Annotated in this window: 9 protein-coding genes; 3 read left to right on the top strand and 6 right to left on the bottom strand. The window is 50.0% G+C overall.

Annotated elements, in window-relative coordinates:
- Window positions 1-12: 12 nt before the first annotated feature.
- Window positions 13-5,721 (bottom strand): WIAG-tail domain, encoded by a 5,709-nt coding sequence (locus tag ACQ4MX_RS22910; RefSeq protein WP_431087499.1) that lies wholly within the window; start codon window positions 5,719-5,721, stop codon window positions 13-15.
- 189 nt (window positions 5,722-5,910) lie between these two features.
- Between ACQ4MX_RS22910 and fabV the strand changes: the two genes are divergently transcribed.
- On the top strand, window positions 5,911-7,098 hold the full coding sequence (gene fabV / locus ACQ4MX_RS22905; RefSeq protein ID WP_431087497.1) for an enoyl-ACP reductase FabV: 1,188 nt from the start codon (window positions 5,911-5,913) through the stop codon (window positions 7,096-7,098).
- A gap of 294 nt (window positions 7,099-7,392) precedes the next feature.
- A complete protein-coding gene (locus ACQ4MX_RS22900) occupies window positions 7,393-7,545 on the top strand; it encodes a DUF1540 domain-containing protein (protein ID WP_134913222.1) in 153 nt (50 codons plus the stop codon).
- Window positions 7,546-7,732: 187 nt separating this feature from the next.
- Here the strand turns inward: ACQ4MX_RS22900 and ACQ4MX_RS22895 are convergent, their stop codons facing one another.
- From ACQ4MX_RS22895 to ACQ4MX_RS22885, 3 genes are all read right to left on the bottom strand, one after another.
- The gene (locus ACQ4MX_RS22895) at window positions 7,733-9,340 is read right to left on the bottom strand and encodes a sigma-70 family RNA polymerase sigma factor (protein WP_431087495.1); all 1,608 of its coding nucleotides are present in this window, start codon (window positions 9,338-9,340) and stop codon (window positions 7,733-7,735) included.
- A 96-nt stretch (window positions 9,341-9,436) separates the two neighbouring features.
- Complete coding sequence (locus ACQ4MX_RS22890) at window positions 9,437-9,640, bottom strand: hypothetical protein (protein WP_431087494.1); 204 nt, start codon at window positions 9,638-9,640, stop codon at window positions 9,437-9,439.
- Between the two features lie 92 nt (window positions 9,641-9,732).
- The gene (locus ACQ4MX_RS22885; RefSeq protein WP_283652885.1) at window positions 9,733-10,101 is read right to left on the bottom strand and encodes a DUF4190 domain-containing protein; all 369 of its coding nucleotides are present in this window, start codon (window positions 10,099-10,101) and stop codon (window positions 9,733-9,735) included.
- Between the two features lie 576 nt (window positions 10,102-10,677).
- Between ACQ4MX_RS22885 and ACQ4MX_RS22880 the strand changes: the two genes are divergently transcribed.
- Window positions 10,678-11,265: a hypothetical protein gene (locus ACQ4MX_RS22880; RefSeq protein WP_431087492.1), complete on the top strand. Its 588-nt coding sequence runs from the start codon at window positions 10,678-10,680 to the stop codon at window positions 11,263-11,265.
- A 17-nt stretch (window positions 11,266-11,282) separates the two neighbouring features.
- On the opposite strand, the gene ACQ4MX_RS22875 is transcribed toward ACQ4MX_RS22880, so the two are convergent.
- Window positions 11,283-11,633 (bottom strand): hypothetical protein, encoded by a 351-nt coding sequence (locus tag ACQ4MX_RS22875; RefSeq protein ID WP_431087490.1) that lies wholly within the window; start codon window positions 11,631-11,633, stop codon window positions 11,283-11,285.
- A 179-nt stretch (window positions 11,634-11,812) separates the two neighbouring features.
- Window positions 11,813-17,317: a S8 family serine peptidase gene (locus tag ACQ4MX_RS22870; RefSeq protein WP_431087489.1), complete on the bottom strand. Its 5,505-nt coding sequence runs from the start codon at window positions 17,315-17,317 to the stop codon at window positions 11,813-11,815.
- Window positions 17,318-17,394 lie beyond the last annotated feature (77 nt).

Raw genomic sequence — 17,394 nt, 5'->3', positions numbered from 1 at the left:
CAATTATATTCACTAACCGATGGCAATCCAGGAAACAATACCGTAGTTATGCGCGGTTTCATTCCACTTGGTTACTACGATTACTGCCCCATCCGGTGTTTGCGATTTCAGTGTCGCATGAAAGAGAGGATGGTTCGTCATCGCTACCAGCGTATAGTCCGGGTTCATAAAAGGCTCTGCGAATATAATGGTCACTTCCGTCTCTCCTTCGCTACCCTTCAAAAGAAACGGCGCTCTGCCGAACTGCTGCAATGCGGACTGATTGGCACAGGTACGAACCGGGGTGATGCTCAAATGCTCCGGCTTCACTGCGTTCAGCTCCAGCTCACGTGAGCCTACGGAGCCTTCCGCCAGATGATGCCCTTCGATGCTTCGCTCTGCCAAGTGATGGCTTTGTATTGCAGCGGCTTGTAAATGCTCTGGTCCCACGGCTTCGGGGCTCAGTACCTCACTGTCGACAGCCTGAACTTGCAGATGACGGCGGGATACACTCTCCGCCTGAAGTCTGTCACCACTGACGCCTTCCTCCGGCAAAAGTCCCGACAGATGAATATCTGTAGACAACTGAGCCATCGTCACCACGCCCGGCTTCAGGTGATGCGTGTCAATCACTTCCGCTCCGATGTGACGGCCTTCAACCGCCTCTTCAGCCACATGCCGGGACTGTACGGCTCCATCCGCGAGCTTGCCGGACGTAACCGCTTCTTCCTGCAATGCATCTTCCGACACCACCTGCCAGCCTATATGCTGCTGCTGGATGGCACCTGCTTGCAGATGCTCCGACTGGACGGAATCCAGCGCGATATGCCTTGATTGCACCGCACCTTCTGCCAGCGCCGCTTCCTGTACCGACCCATCGGCCAGATGTAGGGGGTGTACCGCTTGTTCCGTCAGATGTACGGAGCTTACGCTGGCTTCTGCCAGGTTCGAAGCACGCACCGCCCGAAGCGCAAGCTTCTCAGCGTTCACGCTCCCCGCCTGAAGCGCGTGAACCGATACACTACCCGGCGCAATATGTCTGGTCATCACCGCTGAAGCCTGCAAATGGGCAGAGGTGACGGCTTCCGGGGCTAAATGGCTCGATTGGATGGACTCTTCTGCCAAATGATTGGCTTGCACCGCTTCGTCCGTAATATGCCACGGCTGTACCGAGAGGGCGGACAGCTTGGCGGCCGTCACGCTCTCATCCGCCAGTTTATCGGACGTAACCGACTCATCCTGTAAGGCATGGGTTGATATCGCCTGTGATGCGATATGCACGCCCTGAATCGTTTCAATTTGCAAATGGTGCGGCTGGATGGACTCCGGTGCGATATGCACGGACTTCACAGCTCCCTCTGCCAGCGCTCTATCCTGTACCGCCCCGGCTGCCAGATGCTGGGGGTGTACGGCTTGCGCAGACAGATGCAGAGGACCGACGCTGCCTTCCGCGAGGTTCATTCCTTGCACCGAGTGTGCTGCCAGCTTTTCCGAGGTGATGCTTTCCGCTTGAAGCGCACGACTAGATACGCTATCCGGGGCCAGATGGCTCGTAAGCACCGCTGAAGCCTGCAAATGGGCAGAGGTAACGGCTTCCGGGGCCAGATGACTCGACTGGATGGACTCTTCTGCCAAATGATTTCCTTGCACAGCTTCGTCCGTAATGTGCCACGGCTGTACCGAGAGGGCGGACAGCTTGGCGGCCGTCACGCTCTCATCCGCCAGTTTATCGGACGTAACCGACTCATCCTGTAAGGCATGGGTTGATATCGCCTGCGATGCGATATGCACGCCCTGAATGGTTTCAATTTGCAGATGGTGCGGCTGGATGGACTCCGGTGCGATGTGCACGGACTTCACTGCCCCCTCTGCCAGCGCTCTGTCCTGTACCGCTCCGGCTGCCAGATGCCGGGTGTGTACCGCCTGTGCAGACAGATGTGAAGGACCGACGCTGCCTTCCGCGAGATTCATTCCTTGCACCGAGCGTGCTGCCAGCTTTTCCGAGGTGATGCTTTCCGCTTGAAGCGCACGACCGGACACACTATCCGGGGCCAGATGGCTCGTAAGCACCGCTGAAGCCTGCAAATGGGCAGAGGTGACGGCTTCCGGGGCCAAATGACTCGACTGGATGGACTCTTCTGCCAAATGATTGGCTTGCACCGCTTCGTCCGTAATATGCCACGACTGTACCGATTGGGCGGACAGCTTGGCGGCCGTCACGCTCTCATCCGCCAGTTTGTCGGACGTAACCGACTCATCCTGCAAGGCATCGGTCGATATCGCCTGCGATGCGATATGCACGCCCTGAATGGTTTCAATTTGCAGATGGTGCGGCTGGATGGACTCCGGTGCGATGTGCACGGACTTCACTGCCCCCTCTGCCAGCGCTCTGTCCTGTACCGCTCCGGCTGCCAGATGCCGGGTGTGTACCGCCTGTGCAGACAGATGTGAAGGACCGACGCTGCCTTCTGCGAGATTCATTCCTTGCACCGAGCGTGCTGCCAGCTTTTCCGAGGTGATGCTTTCCGCTTGAAGCGCATGACTGGATACACTATCCGGGGCCAGATGGCTCGTGAGCACCGCCGAAGCCTGCAAATGGGCAGAGGTGATGGCTTCCGGGGCCAAATGTCCAGACTGGATAGCCTCTTCTGCCAGATGGTTTCCTTGTACAGCTTCGTCCGTAATATGCCACGGCTGTACCGATTGGGCGGACAGCTTGGCGGCCGTCACGCTCTCATCCGCCAGTTTGTCGGACGTAACCGACTCATCCTGCAAGGCATCGGTCGATATCGCCTGTGATGCGATATGCACGCCCTGAATGGTTTCAATTTGCAAATGGTGCGGCTGGATGGACTCCGGTGCGATGTGCACGGACTTCACTGCCCCTTCTGCCAGCGCTCTGTCCTGTACCGCTCCGGCTGCCAGATGCCGGGTGTGTACTGCCTGCGCAGACAGATGCGGAGGACCGACGCTACCTTCCGCGAGGTTCATTCCTTGTACCGAGCGCGCCGCCAGCTTTTCCGAGGTAATGCTTTCCGCTTGAAGCGCACGACCAGACACACTATCCGGGGCCAAATGTCTCGTGAGCACCGAGGAAGCCTGGAGATGCACCGAGGTGACCGCTCCGGCAGCCAGATGTGCCGAATCCACAGCCGCCACAGCCAAATGGTTGCTTTGTACAGCTTCGTCCGTAATATGACCGGACTGCACCGCATGGGCAGACAGCTTGGTAGAAGTTACGCTTCCCTCTGACAGTTTGGCAGAGGTGACCGCTTCATCCTGTAAGGCCGGGGTAGCCACAGCCTGCAATGCAAGGTGCTCTCCTTGAATGACTCCGTTTTGCAAGTGCTCCGATTGGATAGATTCGGGCGCAAGATGTGTAGACTTTACAGCGTTCTGGCCCAGCGCAGTTTCCTGTACCGATCCAGCTGCCAAATGCCGGGTGTGTACCGCTTGCGCAGCCAAATGTGCAGGGCCGACACTGCTTTCCGCCAGGTTGGGCGCTTGCACGGCCCGAGCCGCCAACTTCTCCGAGGTGACGCTTTCCGCCTGAAGTACATGACCGGATACGCTATCCGGGGCCAGATGCTTGGTCAGGACCGATGCAGATTGCAAATGGTTGGAGGTGACGGATTCAGGAGCGAGATGATTCGCTTCCACCGCTTCAACAGCCAGATGATTGCTCTGTACTGCTTTATCTGTAATGTGCCATGGCTGCACGGAGCGTGCGGACAGCTTGGAGGAAGTTACGCTTCCCTCTGCCAATTTAGGCGCTGTAATTGCCAAATCGTTAATTTTATCCGTAGCCACACTCTCCGGCGACAGTTTCAGCGAAGTGACGGCATGATCCTGCAAATGATGGGAGTATACCGCTCCACTCGCCAGATGCCCTGTTTGAACTGCGCCTTCACCCAATATGTCTGCGGTAACAGACTGCCCTTGCAAGGCCGAGGTTCCTACGCTGCCGTTCCCGATATGTTCGCTCAGCACAGAGCTGGAGGCCAAATGTGCCGAGCTGACGGATTGAGACTGCAATGCCTTTCCACCCACACTGTTATCCGCCAGATGGTTTTCGCGAATAGCCCTGGGTGCAATGTGTACCTCTGCAATTTCTTGAGGCGCAATTTTATTTCCAGTTACCGCTCCTGCGGCAATTTTGGTTTCCGTAACCGCTTCGTCAGCGATTTTGTCAGACTTAATAGCGTTCGAAGCAATGTGATTTTCCTTGACAGCCTGATTCGCCACATGGTGATCCAGAACTGCGCCCTTCCCTAATTTCTCGCTCGTCACAGCCCCGGATTGCAAATGCCGCTCCGTAACCGCATCCGATGCAATATGATCCTTCCGAATGACTTCGGACTGGAGATGTAAGGAAGAGACCGCCTCTGGGGAAATCTGAGGGCTTTGTATGGCTGCTGTAGCAATATGTCTGGTAAGTACCGCCTCATCGGCAATTTTGTGTGGTAAAATACTCTGATCCGATATTTTGGATGAAGTGACGGATTGATCGACAATTTGCAACGAGCCTACAGACTGATCCGCCAGTTTATTGGACTGAATGCTCCGATCCGCCAGATGGCGGGCTGTCACTTGGCCTGTTCCAAGCTGCTCTTCCCCGATAGAGCCAGGACTCAGATGCTTTCTTTCAATCGCTCCGGCCTGAATATGCGCACTGGTGACCGCCTCATGCTCCAGATGACGCCCGCTGACAACACCTTCCTCCAATTGTTCCTTGCCCACAATTCCGTTGGATAGCTGCTTGCGGTTAATCGAACCAGGGGCCAGATGCCGGGAATTAACGGCATGCTCGGTCAGGTGTGCGCTCTCAATGCTGCCAGCCTGTATTTTAGAACCATCCACAGCCCCATCCCGCAGTTTAGAAGTGGTGACAGACTGGTCTCCAAGCTTGGAGCTGTCGACGGCCTCATTAGCCAAATTGTTAGATTGAATCGTACCGCTGCGAATTTTATCGGAGGTGACCGCCTGATCTTGAAGCATGTCTGGAGATACAATCCATTGCTTGAAGTGACGGCTCTCAATGGAGCCATTCGCAATATGATCGCCGCTGATAATCTTATCAGCCAGCTTTTCTGGAGTGATGCTGCCATCACGAAGTTTTTCACCACCAATGGAACGATCCTGCAATTTGCTGCCTGCCACCGATGCGTCCGACAGATGCTCCACCGTAATGGAATTCGGGGCAATCTTGGAAGAAGTCACTGCACCGTCGGCTATTTTAATCGTATGAACGGCATAATCTGCCAGGTATTCCGTTTGGATGCTCTCTGGCTTCAGCTTACTGGAATCTATGGAGCCGGGAGCAATCTTCTCCCCAGTTACAGCCAGATCGCTCAAATCGTCTGTATAAATGAAAGCATTATTTACATGCGGCGCTTTTTTATTATTCAAAATTTCCTCGACGTCAATCGGATCAGGCAGTGGCTCAGGCTCTTTTGGTTCCTCCATCAAAACCTCAGGCTCTTCTTCAACCTCATCTTCAACCTCATCTTCAACCTCAGTCCCGTACTCGATATGGACTTCAGGCTCGACAACTGTCTGTAGCTCCGGCTCCTCTGCTATTGGGGGAGGCGGAGAAGCAACTTGATGAAGTCTTGCTTCTGTCTCCCTCTCCGCAGGCTGTGGCTTCAAGCGCTGTATCATACTTAATTCATTCATATCCGGGTCAATTACACGATAGAGCGGCTTTTTGTTTCTGGTGGTTTTTCGGCTCTTGTTCTTCAAGCAGCTCTCTCCCTTCTCATATTTATCGTTACAGCATCATATGCAGGCCCTTAGGCACTTGCCACCCTGCTAAGCGATACACTTTTTAGTGAAAGAATACTCACCTGAAATCCACGTTTGAAAAAATATAGTTAAAAGTTAAAATAGTAAGGGTGAAGATCGCTAGAAGAAGAGAGGAATTACAATAACATGATTATCAAACCAAGAACACGCGGCTTTATATGCACCACTGCTCATCCGGTGGGCTGTGCCCAACATGTTCAGAAGCAAATTGACTATGTGCAGGCCCGTCCTGCTATCCAGGGACCTCGTAATGTGCTTGTGATCGGAGCATCTGCCGGATATGGCTTGGCTTCCCGCATCACTGCTGCATTCGGAGCGCGGGCCAATACGGTCGGCGTATATCGTCCTAGTAACGCTACGGCCACACGGACAGCATCGGCAGGCTGGTACAATTCTGCTGCATTTGAAAAAGCTGCTCAGGAAGCAGGGCTCCGATCCTTTAGCGTGACAGGTGATGCCTTCTCGGATGAAATCAAAGCTAAAACGGTGGAGGTCATTCGCGAAGAACTGGGACAAGTCGATCTGGTGGTTTACAGTGTCGCTTCCGGTCGTCGCACGAATCCCCACACAGGTGAAACGTTTAATTCCGTGCTTAAACCCATCGGCAAACCCTACACCAACAAGACCGTCAACTTCCACACTGGCGAAGTGAGCAGTGTTACACTGGAACCGGCGACAGAAGAAGAAGTGCAGAGAACTGTAGAGGTTATGGGCGGCGAGGACTGGCAATTGTGGATCGATGCATTGCGTGAGGGCGGTGTGTTGGCTGATTCCGCGACTACCTTCTCCTTCTCGTATATCGGTTCAGACATTACCCAAGCCGTCTATAGAGAAGGCACGATCGGAAGTGCAAAGGATCATCTGGAAGCGACAGCACGTGAGCTGAACGATCAGTTAAAAGCCACAGGCGGACGCGCCTTCGTCGCAGTTACCAAAGGACTGGTTACCCAATCCAGCTCTGCCATCCCTGTCGTACCTCTGTATATTTCCGCTTTGTATAAAGTGATGAAGGAAAAAGGGCTACATGAAGGCTGCGTGGAGCAGAACTACCGACTGTTTGCCGAGCGTCTGTATGCTCCGGAAACTCCAGTAGATGAAGAAGGACGTATTCGCATTGATGATTGGGAACTGCGTGAAGACGTACAGGCAGAGGTTGCAAAAATATGGGACGAGCTGACGACAGACAATATCTACGAGCTGTCCGATCTTGAAGGATATCGCCGCGAATTTTTCCAGCTATTCGGCTTTGAATTCGATGACGTGGATTATGAAGCTGACATCGACCCGATCGTCAGCATTCCCTCCGTTCGCTAATTATTGTAGTACCCTTATATAGGAAGGGAAACACAAAAAAGCTGTTCTCCGGCAGAGAGACATTCGGCTCTACAGGGAGGACAGCTTTTGTTTTAATAAAGTAGGAGATACATGTCCGCTTCGCATAGCAAACAAAGGCAGACATTGCAATTCAAGGATTCCTTTGATATTGTACAGGTAGGCATAGCAAAATCCCTCTTTTCGACAAGAGGGTAAACACAGTTAGACAAGTCCTACCTTGCCTGACAGTTTCTTTTGCTCAGCCTATTACATCCATCAAAGGAGATGAACAACATGGCTAAAGACGTTTTGTGTGAAGTAAACTCGTGTACTTACTGGGCTCAAGACAATAAATGCAGCGCAAGCTCCATTTATATCGTAAGCAACAGTCCGGCGCACACTCACAAATCAGAAGAAACCGACTGCAAAACCTTTGAAGCCAAGTAAATCTTTGATTTCAAGACAAACCATAGCTTTATAATGAAGGAGCCCGTGCCTGGGTTCCTTCTTTCTTATGATATTCTAACAAGAATGATAATTATTATCAAGTCTTTTTCGGCTTAAGTTATAGAAAAGCGTTATCCGCTTCTATACAATCACTTCTCTGCTCAACGTTTTGGTTGCTAAGCTCCATTCATGGATTAGCCTCCAGAGGAATGGTCATTTCCAAGTCCTTATAATACGTTTTCATCCCCCCCTCCTGACCCTCTACAATAGGCCGATCCTTCTTTTGTAAAGTATACGTATACGACTTGATGATAATAAAGGGTGATGTGGATACGACAGGATCGTATAGGAGCTCCTCATTCAGGTATTCGCTCTTTATTCCGCGCCAACCGTTCAGATTCCTGAATCGGAAATCAAGACCACTCAGAAACTGGTCCAGAAAAGAAGTTTGATTGAGGTTTAACGTGTGACCCCGTTGGTCCACAATATCATAGTACATTCTGCTTGGGCTAAAATCACCTGACTTCTCCGGTGTGCTTGTCACTTTGCCCTTACTGTCTATAATTAAGCGGGTTGTCAGGGGGGTCAACTCGATCTGCTTCACCGTGTAGCTGAACGATCCGCTCCGTTGTGTTTTTTCAGGCTTCAATAAAATTTTATGTTTGAATACATTTTGCACCGGTACCTGAAATACAAATGGGGCCCGAATACCACTAACATTAAGTTTCACCGTAATATTAAATTCGTCTGGAAGCTGTTTCTCTGCCAAACCCCGGCTGATTTCATAAACAACCATATTATCGGTGAACTCCTTTTCGCCATTTGCAACCGTAAATGTCCCCCGGAGCTGCTTACCTTGACCCACTTTCCCTTGGTCAACTCCTCCATAACGGGGAAGGACAAGTAGTTGCTCACCCTTAATCTCTTCGCCCTGAATAATGACGTCAGGTGTCGACAAATACCCCTTTTCAGGTTTCTTCAATACTGTCTCTTTCCAGGCCTTATTCTCTGATGTATCGAATAGCACCGCTTCCTTAGGCGGGCCGATAGGAGCTATCATTTCTATTTTCTCTATACCTGTGCGCTCAATCATCAACACCAAACGAAGTCCGTCAAACATTACCTCTTTGATGTGCAACGTCACCCCATCTTGGGTTTCGCTCAGAGGTAGCGTTGTCGTTAACCCTGATTTACCAGCAGTCCGCAGTCCGTTGTCATAGGTATATTGGAATACGCTGCCAATCAACGGGATGTTTTTTAACGTTTCGGCCATAGCCGGAGACACAAAGCGGCTTCCCAAGGTTGCAGGCTTACAATCCATAATTTGTCCGATCTCCTCAAAGCTGTACTGCTCAACAGCTTTCAACAGCACAAGATTTCTTTCTTCCGAATTTAAATTCATCAAAAGTTCTTCCACTTCGCGTTCATCGCCGGATGGATGGTAATCATTGAAATGCTGCTGTTGCTCCTTTTGGATCGATATCATTTGCCGCCAGTGGCTTTTCTTTCTAATTTGATCCAGGCAATGGTAGTACGCCACTTTATAAAACCAAGCGGAAAATGAAACCTGCTGGTGATATTTCCCCATCGCCTGATATACCTTGATAAAAATGTCCTGTACCGCATCCTCCGCTTCCTCGCGATTTTTCAGAATGTAATAGCAGTACCTATATATCTGTTTTTCAAAAGTATGAATGATAGTGGCATAAGCCTGTTGATCGCCAGATTTGACGCGTTCCACGACGGATTCTATATTCTTTATATGTTGGTCGGCCCCGGGGCTAAACCATTCCATAGGATCACCTCCTTATGTGTCCGTCATCATCCTGTATAACGAATGTCATGTTGCTGTTTGTGACATCCACGTATAAAAAAAACAAAAAAAATGACGCTAACGGCAAAAAAAAGAAGCGTCGCTCTGAACGATTCGCTTCTTGTGCTTGACTCTTTGTAATTGTTCCTGCTTGGTTGGCTTCATTCGCACATGCTGCGATATCTCGCCATAATGACCATTGGTTTTGCGGCTCTGTGCAGAGCAGTAGTTTCCAGCGTGCTTCGCCTTGCTTAGCGCTTTTTGTGTTTGAGTACGTGCCATATGACTTTCACTCTCCTTGATTGGACTCCATTCATCATAGCATCTGGAATCCCCATCGTGAAGGGTACAAGTGTATGAGCTCACTGATTTCATTAAATGTCGGAAAACGGATTGTCGCCACTTGAGGCTGCTAAAACAAAAACAACGACTATGAAAATGATGATCAATGCATAGATCAGTGTTCCGATAATGCTGCATACCAATCCGGCAATAGCCATACCCCTGCCTTGTTCGCCATGACGGTTAATTTCCTTCAGGGAAAGACTGGACAAAATGATACCGATGATGCCGATAATGAACCCCAGATAGGGAATGACGACAGCTAGAATACCGAGCACCATCGAAGCAACAGCTTTACTGTTTGTAGGCGGAAGCTGTGGGGGCGGATTAAATGGGGCGTTATAACCATTCGTCTCCTGAAAAGGATCGGACGATTGGGGGTCTTTGTATAAATTACTCATTTGTCTGATTCAACTCCAATATGTAAAATAACAATATATACGTTCTAGAGTACCACAATCTTACAAATCAGGACAGTACTTATTTCAAAAAATGATGGTCATCTTTTAAAGCCATATGCAATTCTGATTAAAGTTCACAATACATTTTACCGCAATACGTCTGTACTTAATTGTCGAGATCATTGGCCTTTATATAAAATGTAGTCAAGAAGCTCATAATAAAAAAGAGCAAGGATGCGCTAACATCCTCACTCTTTGGCAGCAGCCGCTTTGAAGAGCGGTCGGCAGTAGGTTCAATCGGGGAAATAGATCGTTTACCTTTCGACGGGGCGATCTATTTCTTTTTGTTTTGGTTCAATGCAATAACAAGCGTGACGATTAACAAGCCAAGCGGGGGCGATGGGAGCACCATCCGTCTGCGGAGTGGCACGATAGGTAACTTTTAACTTTAGTTTGTATTATAGAGACTCACCACACGTACATAAGCACTTTTCGAGGTGATCGGGCATATAGTATTTTACCTATTACTTGATAAAATGCGCTCCATGAGAGCATCCTGCCAAGGAGGTCGGAGCTATGGTATATCGTGCAACATCCCGCAGAAGGTGTTCGCCTCACAAACGCTTAAATGCTGACATGCTCAGGAAAATATCCGCCGCCATGCTGCCATTTTACAAGGCCATTGCCACCCATCGTTCTTTCGCCGTCCAATGGTCACGTGCTGTAGTGCATGGCAATTTGGATCGGATGAAGGCCCTCCTCTGCTCGGTAGCGCCATTTGCTGCCAAGCAAGGACTGGGCACGAACGGCATCGGCTATTTTATCTCCTTTTTGGCCCATCCACCAATGCTGTATTATACGAACGGAACGACGATTCCACCCGGTACAGTGCAGTTTACATTTGAGCCGAGGGTTCACCGCGCCATCGCCAAAGCCGTTTTTCCGCTGTATCTCGAATTGGCACGCAATCGGTGCTTTGCCTCTGCTTTAGCCAAAGCAATCAACCGGAAAGATCAACGTGCGGTTACTCTGATGATTCGCAGCTTGATTCCATCCTCTGCACTGAAATCCGTACAAATCGAGGATCATGGCTTTGCGTTGCTTTTTAAGTATCCTTACAGTAAATATCCATACCGAAATCTGCTCATTCGGGAGTTTTCTTAAAAAGGTCGCTACAGTCGTTACAGACGTTTTTGCTTAAGTAGATCGATCAGCTCTTTACCCAATTGTATAGCCATGTCCGTCAACATTCGGATTTCGTCCTTCGTTACATGGTCCATATGCGCCCCGCAGCAAATTGCAAAGTTACCCGCAAACTCTTTTCGCAAACGAACGGCAATTTCTTCGGTAATATAAAATTCCTTGTGGGCTTGCAATTGAACGGTTCGAATTGGCTCCAGTCTGGCGCCTGCTGTAATCGTTCCCAGATGGGGCTGATCGCCGCCGGAAATAAGTACGACTATGTCCTCTCCCATAAAATAGGCATCCAGCACAAGGCGGATACGCCCGCTTTCTTTTTCCAAATGAATCATATGATTCTCTCCTGTCTAAAAAATAGTATTGTGAATAGATTCACTTTATATGTTTCTATTCATTCTATCGCTTCCAGACCTGTTCCACAATTCAAAAAGACCCACAGCAGACCTCCGTAAACGGTGGCTTGCTGTGGGTCTTCTGTTGTTATTTTAAAAGAAACATTCCATGCACCTGATTAACGGATCGTGATGGTATGCGCAGCTTTACCGCTTGCGCCATTATTATCCGTCACCGTTAATTCCACGGTATACGTTCCGGCTGTGGTAAATTTATGCTTAACCTTGGAGCCTGACGCTTTATCGCCATCGCCAAAGTTCCAGCTATAGCTGACGATTTCACCGTCTACATCACGTGAGGCTTTTCCGTTAAACTGAACGTTCTTGTTCTTCTTGGCTGAATCATTCGCCTGAATGATCGCAACTGGTTTCTCGTTAGAGGTCGGTGGATTCGGATCAGGGTCCTGTCCTCCACCCTTCGTTACATACAATCTTCCGGGTGCTTCCGTCTCCACTTCATTTCCTGCTGCATCCCTTACCCGGATCACGATGACTCCGCCTTCCAGGCTCAGAGAAGAGGAAGTGAAGTAAGTTCCTTCATAATGACCTGACGAAGTTTCGTTTAACGGAATTTCGTTTCGGGCCAAGGTGGTCAGATTGAAAGGCAATTCCACACGGAAGGATGCCTCCAATTCGGACGCACTGTTGAAGGATACCTGCACCGGTTGCCCTGGAGTGATACGCACATCCTCAGCAGGACTGATATTTTCCAGCTTCGGCAGAGCTGTATCGACATACACTGAACGGGTAACCGTAGTTACGTTCTCGGCAAGATCCTTGGCCGTTACCGTAATTTGATTTTCCCCTTCATTGATAAGCAGACGCTTGTTAAAGCTGCCGTCACTTCCAAATTCGGCTGGTTCACCGTTAATCGTCAAGTCGGCGAGGAACTCGTCGTACACCGTACCGGTTACACTGACGACACCCGCATTTGTACGGGCTCCTTCATCTGGCGAAGTCAAGATCAGACCCGGTTTAGTCTGGTCAAGTATGACGACCACAGGTTCGGAACGATCTGTTACTTTGCCGTATACCGCTGCCTGAACACTCAGTGGATTGGCACCCGGCTGAAGATCGACCGCCAGACTGAACTGGCGCTCCTTCACCTTGGTTGTGCCAGCCAGTTCATTACCGTTAAAGAGCTGGATGTCCGCCCCATCTGCCGGGGAAGTACCTGTAACTGTGATTGTCTCTTCCTTCGTATACGTTGCCTTGGTCGGTGTTGTAATCGTTGGCGCATTAACCGGATATCTGACGATCGCCCGGATCATGTAATTGCCCTCATCCTCCGGTGATTGGCTCCATGCGCCGCTTACACCTTGCCAGCTACGAAGCGCATTGGGTCCACTCTCGTCTGTAGCAAGACCCGGAGCTTGCGTGCCTGCGCTTGGCTGCGTATAGACGATATAGAAGTCGCCTTGAACCGTTACGGGTTCAGGAAATTGTACGGTCGTCCACTGTGTTTCATCCCGAACGGCTGTGCCGTCAAATGGACCAGCCAGCAGACGTCCCGGTGCGCCTGCCGCACCAGAGGCATCATAGACGGAGTATTTGAACGCCGTTCCTCCCGGATTCGGGAAGGCTGAATTCCAGAACAGAAGCGACGCTCCTGTCACTTGAGCCACCTCTGATTCAGGTGTCATTCTGACTGCCCAGGAGTTGCCTGCCGCGTTAAAGGCTCTGGCATTTTCTCCGGTACCGTCATCGTAAGCGATGCCCCCCTGGAAGCCGATAAATGGCTTCAATGTGACATTCGCTTCCACACTGCCGTTCGGAGGTGCTGTGACCGTGATACTGTCGCTGTAATAGTTTTCTGCTGCAATGGATAATGTATAGGTCCCTTCCAGCACATCCAGTGTAAATTCTCCAGCCTCATTGGTTTCTACCGGAGCAATGCGTGCATCCTCCAGCACAAGCACTTTCGCTTTTCGGATCGGTTCACCGGATTGCTTATCGGTAATGACTCCGTGAATCGTACCATGAGGTACAGCTTGGAGACTAAAGTTCGCTCTCACCACTTTATTATTTTCAATGGTGACCTGTTTCGTTTGTGGTACATACCCGTAGGCTTCAGCCTTCAGCGTATAATCACCAGCTACGTGAATGAAGCTGTATTTACCCGTAGTCGGGTCTGTTTTCACCGAACGTCCGGTTTCCAGTACGGTAACTGTGGCGCTGGCAGGAAGACTTTCGAGACCGACACGTCCACTGTCCACCGTTGTTTCCTTCGGCTTCACTTTTTCCTGGAATTCACTCTTTTCGGTGCTTGTAATTTTGTACAGCGGGAATTGTTCTTCTGCTTTTTCCAGTTTGATATTCGACTCAGGTACTACATCCTTGGTCACTGTCGAAGCTGGAATGCCCAGCACACGGAAATCGTCAATGTACCAACCGTTTTTGTTCACACTGTTATCCGATTTCAAGCGGAAGCGAATTTGAATCTCATTGCCGGTATAGCTATCCAGGTTGTAGTAAACTGGAGTCCATTTTTTCCCATTTGTGTTATGAGAGAATTTGCCCAGCTCGGTCCAGGTGTCGCCATTATTTTTGGACACTTCCACATAACCGAAGTCATAGCCGGACTCAATTTCAAACCAGTGGTTGAAGGTAAGTGTTGCGTTCCGCACACCATTCAAATTAATTTTTGGAGAAACCAGCGAAAAGTCAGCTCCGCTCTCATAGTTACTATCGAGATCGGTTGCCCATACGTTTGGTCTGGATACTGCACTTTCTGGTCCCACTTCTTTGGGGATGCCACGTTCCCATTCATCCTTGGTACCAGAATGAGTCCAGCCGTTATCCGAGTTGCCGTCAAATGAATCGCTATACAGCGTATCCGGCACGTCTACTCTCAGAGAAGCCTCATTCGACTTGATTCCTTCATTGCCACTATAATCCTCAGCCGCCACTGCATAATGATAGGTCGCTCCACCGACCGTGATGGTATCTGTGAATGTCAGTGCTGAGGTTGTACCCAACGAAGTGTAATTTTTGCCCGATTGGGTGGAGCGATACACTTTGTACTGCTTCACGTCTTCATCGGATGAAGCATTCCAGGCCAGTGTGACGTTGCCCACAGTATCTGCTTCAGCAGTCAAATTGCTCGGCGCGGCAGGTGCAACGGTATCCGGCTCCTGAATCGACAGATCGTCGATATACCAGCCATCTTTTACAACCGTATTATCACTTGTAAAGTTGAACAGAAGGTATACCTTCTGACCTGCAAATGCTCGCAGATCGAGATATTGTGTTTTCCAGCCGTTGCTGGTGCCTGTAAATGATAATACCTGCTCAAATGCATTCTGACTATTTTGGGTTGCCACATACACTTTGCCGAAATCAGAATTGTTTTCAAGATCGTACCAATGCTTGAAGCTAACCAGTGCCCCTTTCGGGCTTTCGGTCAGATCAATTGGAGGAGCCATAAAATAACTGTTGGAATTGGTCTGGTATTGGCCTTCGAGATTGGTCGCGAGGACCTTTGTACCCGAATGTGCGCTTTTAGGGCCGCTTGTCGGAGTTCCCCATTTCCAAACACTGCCCTGTCCACCGATATTAATACCGGCAATGTCTTTTTCAAAGTCTTGTGTGTAGCCAGGTTTGACGCCTTTGGAGACATTAACCTTGTACACTTCGGTTTCAAAACCGTTATTACCGTAATCATTTACACGAATATAGTATTCCAGACCGGCGCTATCCACCAAGAAAGTCGGGATGGACGCTTGATATGTACCATCTTTGCTGTCGCCGGAGGTCCGTTCCAACGGAATATATACATAGTTTGACGTACCCGCTGTTCTGGCAAATGCCTCAACCGCTGTCACGCCGACATTATCCGTTACATGAGCAGTCAGAGGTATATCAATGCCCTCGAATGCCGCAGCAGACGGTGTATGCTCCAGAACAGGCGCTTCCAGATCATCTCCACCTGTTACAACTTTACCGGATACGGAGCCCAAGCCCTGGACGACAGAGCCGACTGCATCCAATGCATTAATGACACCATGTCCGTAGCCATTGTTCGGAGAGGTCGGATATGTGCTATCCGTGCGTGGTGTAGCTGTATTTTCCAGAATTTCTTCCAGTTGATCCACGGTAAGCGAATGATTCGCTTGCAGCAACAGAGCCGCAAGTCCCGCTACATGAGGGCCCGCCATGGAAGTTCCGTTATATCCGCCTTTATAAGCACCGCCAGCAACGGATGATCGAATATTTACACCCGGTGCAGAAACTTCGGGCTTCACTTCGCCATAAGGCGACGGTCCCAGCAGTGAGAAGCTGGCCAGTTTGTCATTAAGATCAGTTGCTCCAGTGGCAAAGGATTCCGGATAGTTAGCTGGATTCGCTACCGATCCAGGACCGCCCGGATTGGAAAGGGAAGTATTACCTGCGGAGAATTCAGGGAATATCTGTGCATCCCGCCATGCTTGAACCACAGGTCGGAACCATTCATCGAGGCCGGGTCCGCCGCCCCACGAATTGTTCACCACGTCCGGTGCAAGCTCGGGATGAAGATTGCCTTGGGCATCTCTTGGCGCAAGCAGCCATTGGCCGCCGTCGAGTATAATTGCATCCGTCGTTTCCGGATTAAAAATCCGAACCGCAATCCACTTCGCGCCAGGCGCAACGCCGACCCGGTTCGTTCCATTTTCCTCGGAACCGACCATCGTTCCCATCGTATGCGTACCGTGGGAATCCGCTTCCTGATCGACCGGCAACGTCGCATGACTATGCGGATCGTACCAGCTCAGCTCGGGATTCACGACATTGCCTGCCGCGTCCAGACCGCGCCATTTGCGATGCAGGGCCGGATGAGTATAGTCTACGCCTGTATCGAGATTGGCCACGACGATTCCGGTTCCGTCGATTCCTTGTTCCCATACTTGGGGTGCATTAATATGTGATATATTCCATTCCACGGTAGATGGGTCTACAGCGTTCTTACCTGCATTGCCTGGCTTCGCCGATGTTTTACTATCGTCCTTTTCCAGCCCTACCGCTTTCTCTGCCGTTGCAGATTTTGCCGTGTCTGCTGTCGCTGTTTCAGCAGTTTTGGCGGCTGTTCCCTCTGCCTGCTTGTCAACTGTCACCTTTTGCAGATAACGTGTTTCGTTCGGCAAAATTTTGTCTACCTCTGGCAGCTGCGAAATATGGTCCAGCACCTCCTTGGTGCTTGTGACCGCCAGGGCATTGACAATAAAGTAGCTTTTATATTCCTTCACTCCGCCGCTCTCTGATTGTTTATCCAAATAATTTTCAAGCCCGTATTGGGTTCTTGAAGCGGTTTCACGCAGAGAGCTGATCACATTGCTGCGGACAGCCATTTTGGCGGCAGAGGGTGTTATTTTCTCAAGCGAGGCCTTTTGGAGAGCATTTTTGGAAACCTTGTTCGTGTCTACCTGTTCTTTTAATTTGACCAGATAGGTTACATAGTTGTTCTCCTCAAACTGTTTGGTCAGTTTAGGGGATACCTTCGCGGTCGTTACCTTGTGCGCAGCTGATTTCAACTCCAGCTTGGAGCCATCCGGGGTGTTATTCGCCAAAGCGGGTTGAACAAAAGAAAAGGCCATAAGCAAAGATAGTCCGATAGATAGTGGTTTCTTAAATCGTTTAGGTTTAATCAATTACTTCTCCACTCCTTTTACTAGGTTTAATATTTCTGGTATAACCTGTACGAGAGTAAGACCTCATGCCTTCTTGC

The sequence above is a fragment of the Paenibacillus sp. 8b26 genome (assembly GCF_050626875.1).
In the GTDB taxonomy this organism is placed as follows: Bacteria; Bacillota; Bacilli; order Paenibacillales; family Paenibacillaceae; genus Paenibacillus.
The sequence above is the reverse complement of the archived record's forward strand: the minus strand, read 5'-3'. Positions and strand labels throughout refer to the sequence as shown.

Bases quoted from the DNA above. Each gene is read 5' to 3' on its own strand.
- ACQ4MX_RS22890 (WP_431087494.1), bottom strand. From the start codon at position 9,640: ATGGCACGTACTCAAACACAAAAAGCGCTAAGCAAGGCGAAGCACGCT.
- ACQ4MX_RS22875 (WP_431087490.1), bottom strand. From the start codon at position 11,633: ATGATTCATTTGGAAAAAGAAAGCGGGCGTATCCGCCTTGTGCTGGAT.
- fabV (WP_431087497.1), top strand. From the start codon at position 5,911: ATGATTATCAAACCAAGAACACGCGGCTTTATATGCACCACTGCTCAT.
- ACQ4MX_RS22880 (WP_431087492.1), top strand. From the start codon at position 10,678: ATGGTATATCGTGCAACATCCCGCAGAAGGTGTTCGCCTCACAAACGC.
- ACQ4MX_RS22885 (WP_283652885.1), bottom strand. From the start codon at position 10,101: ATGAGTAATTTATACAAAGACCCCCAATCGTCCGATCCTTTTCAGGAG.
- ACQ4MX_RS22900 (WP_134913222.1), top strand. From the start codon at position 7,393: ATGGCTAAAGACGTTTTGTGTGAAGTAAACTCGTGTACTTACTGGGCT.
- ACQ4MX_RS22895 (WP_431087495.1), bottom strand. From the start codon at position 9,340: ATGGAATGGTTTAGCCCCGGGGCCGACCAACATATAAAGAATATAGAA.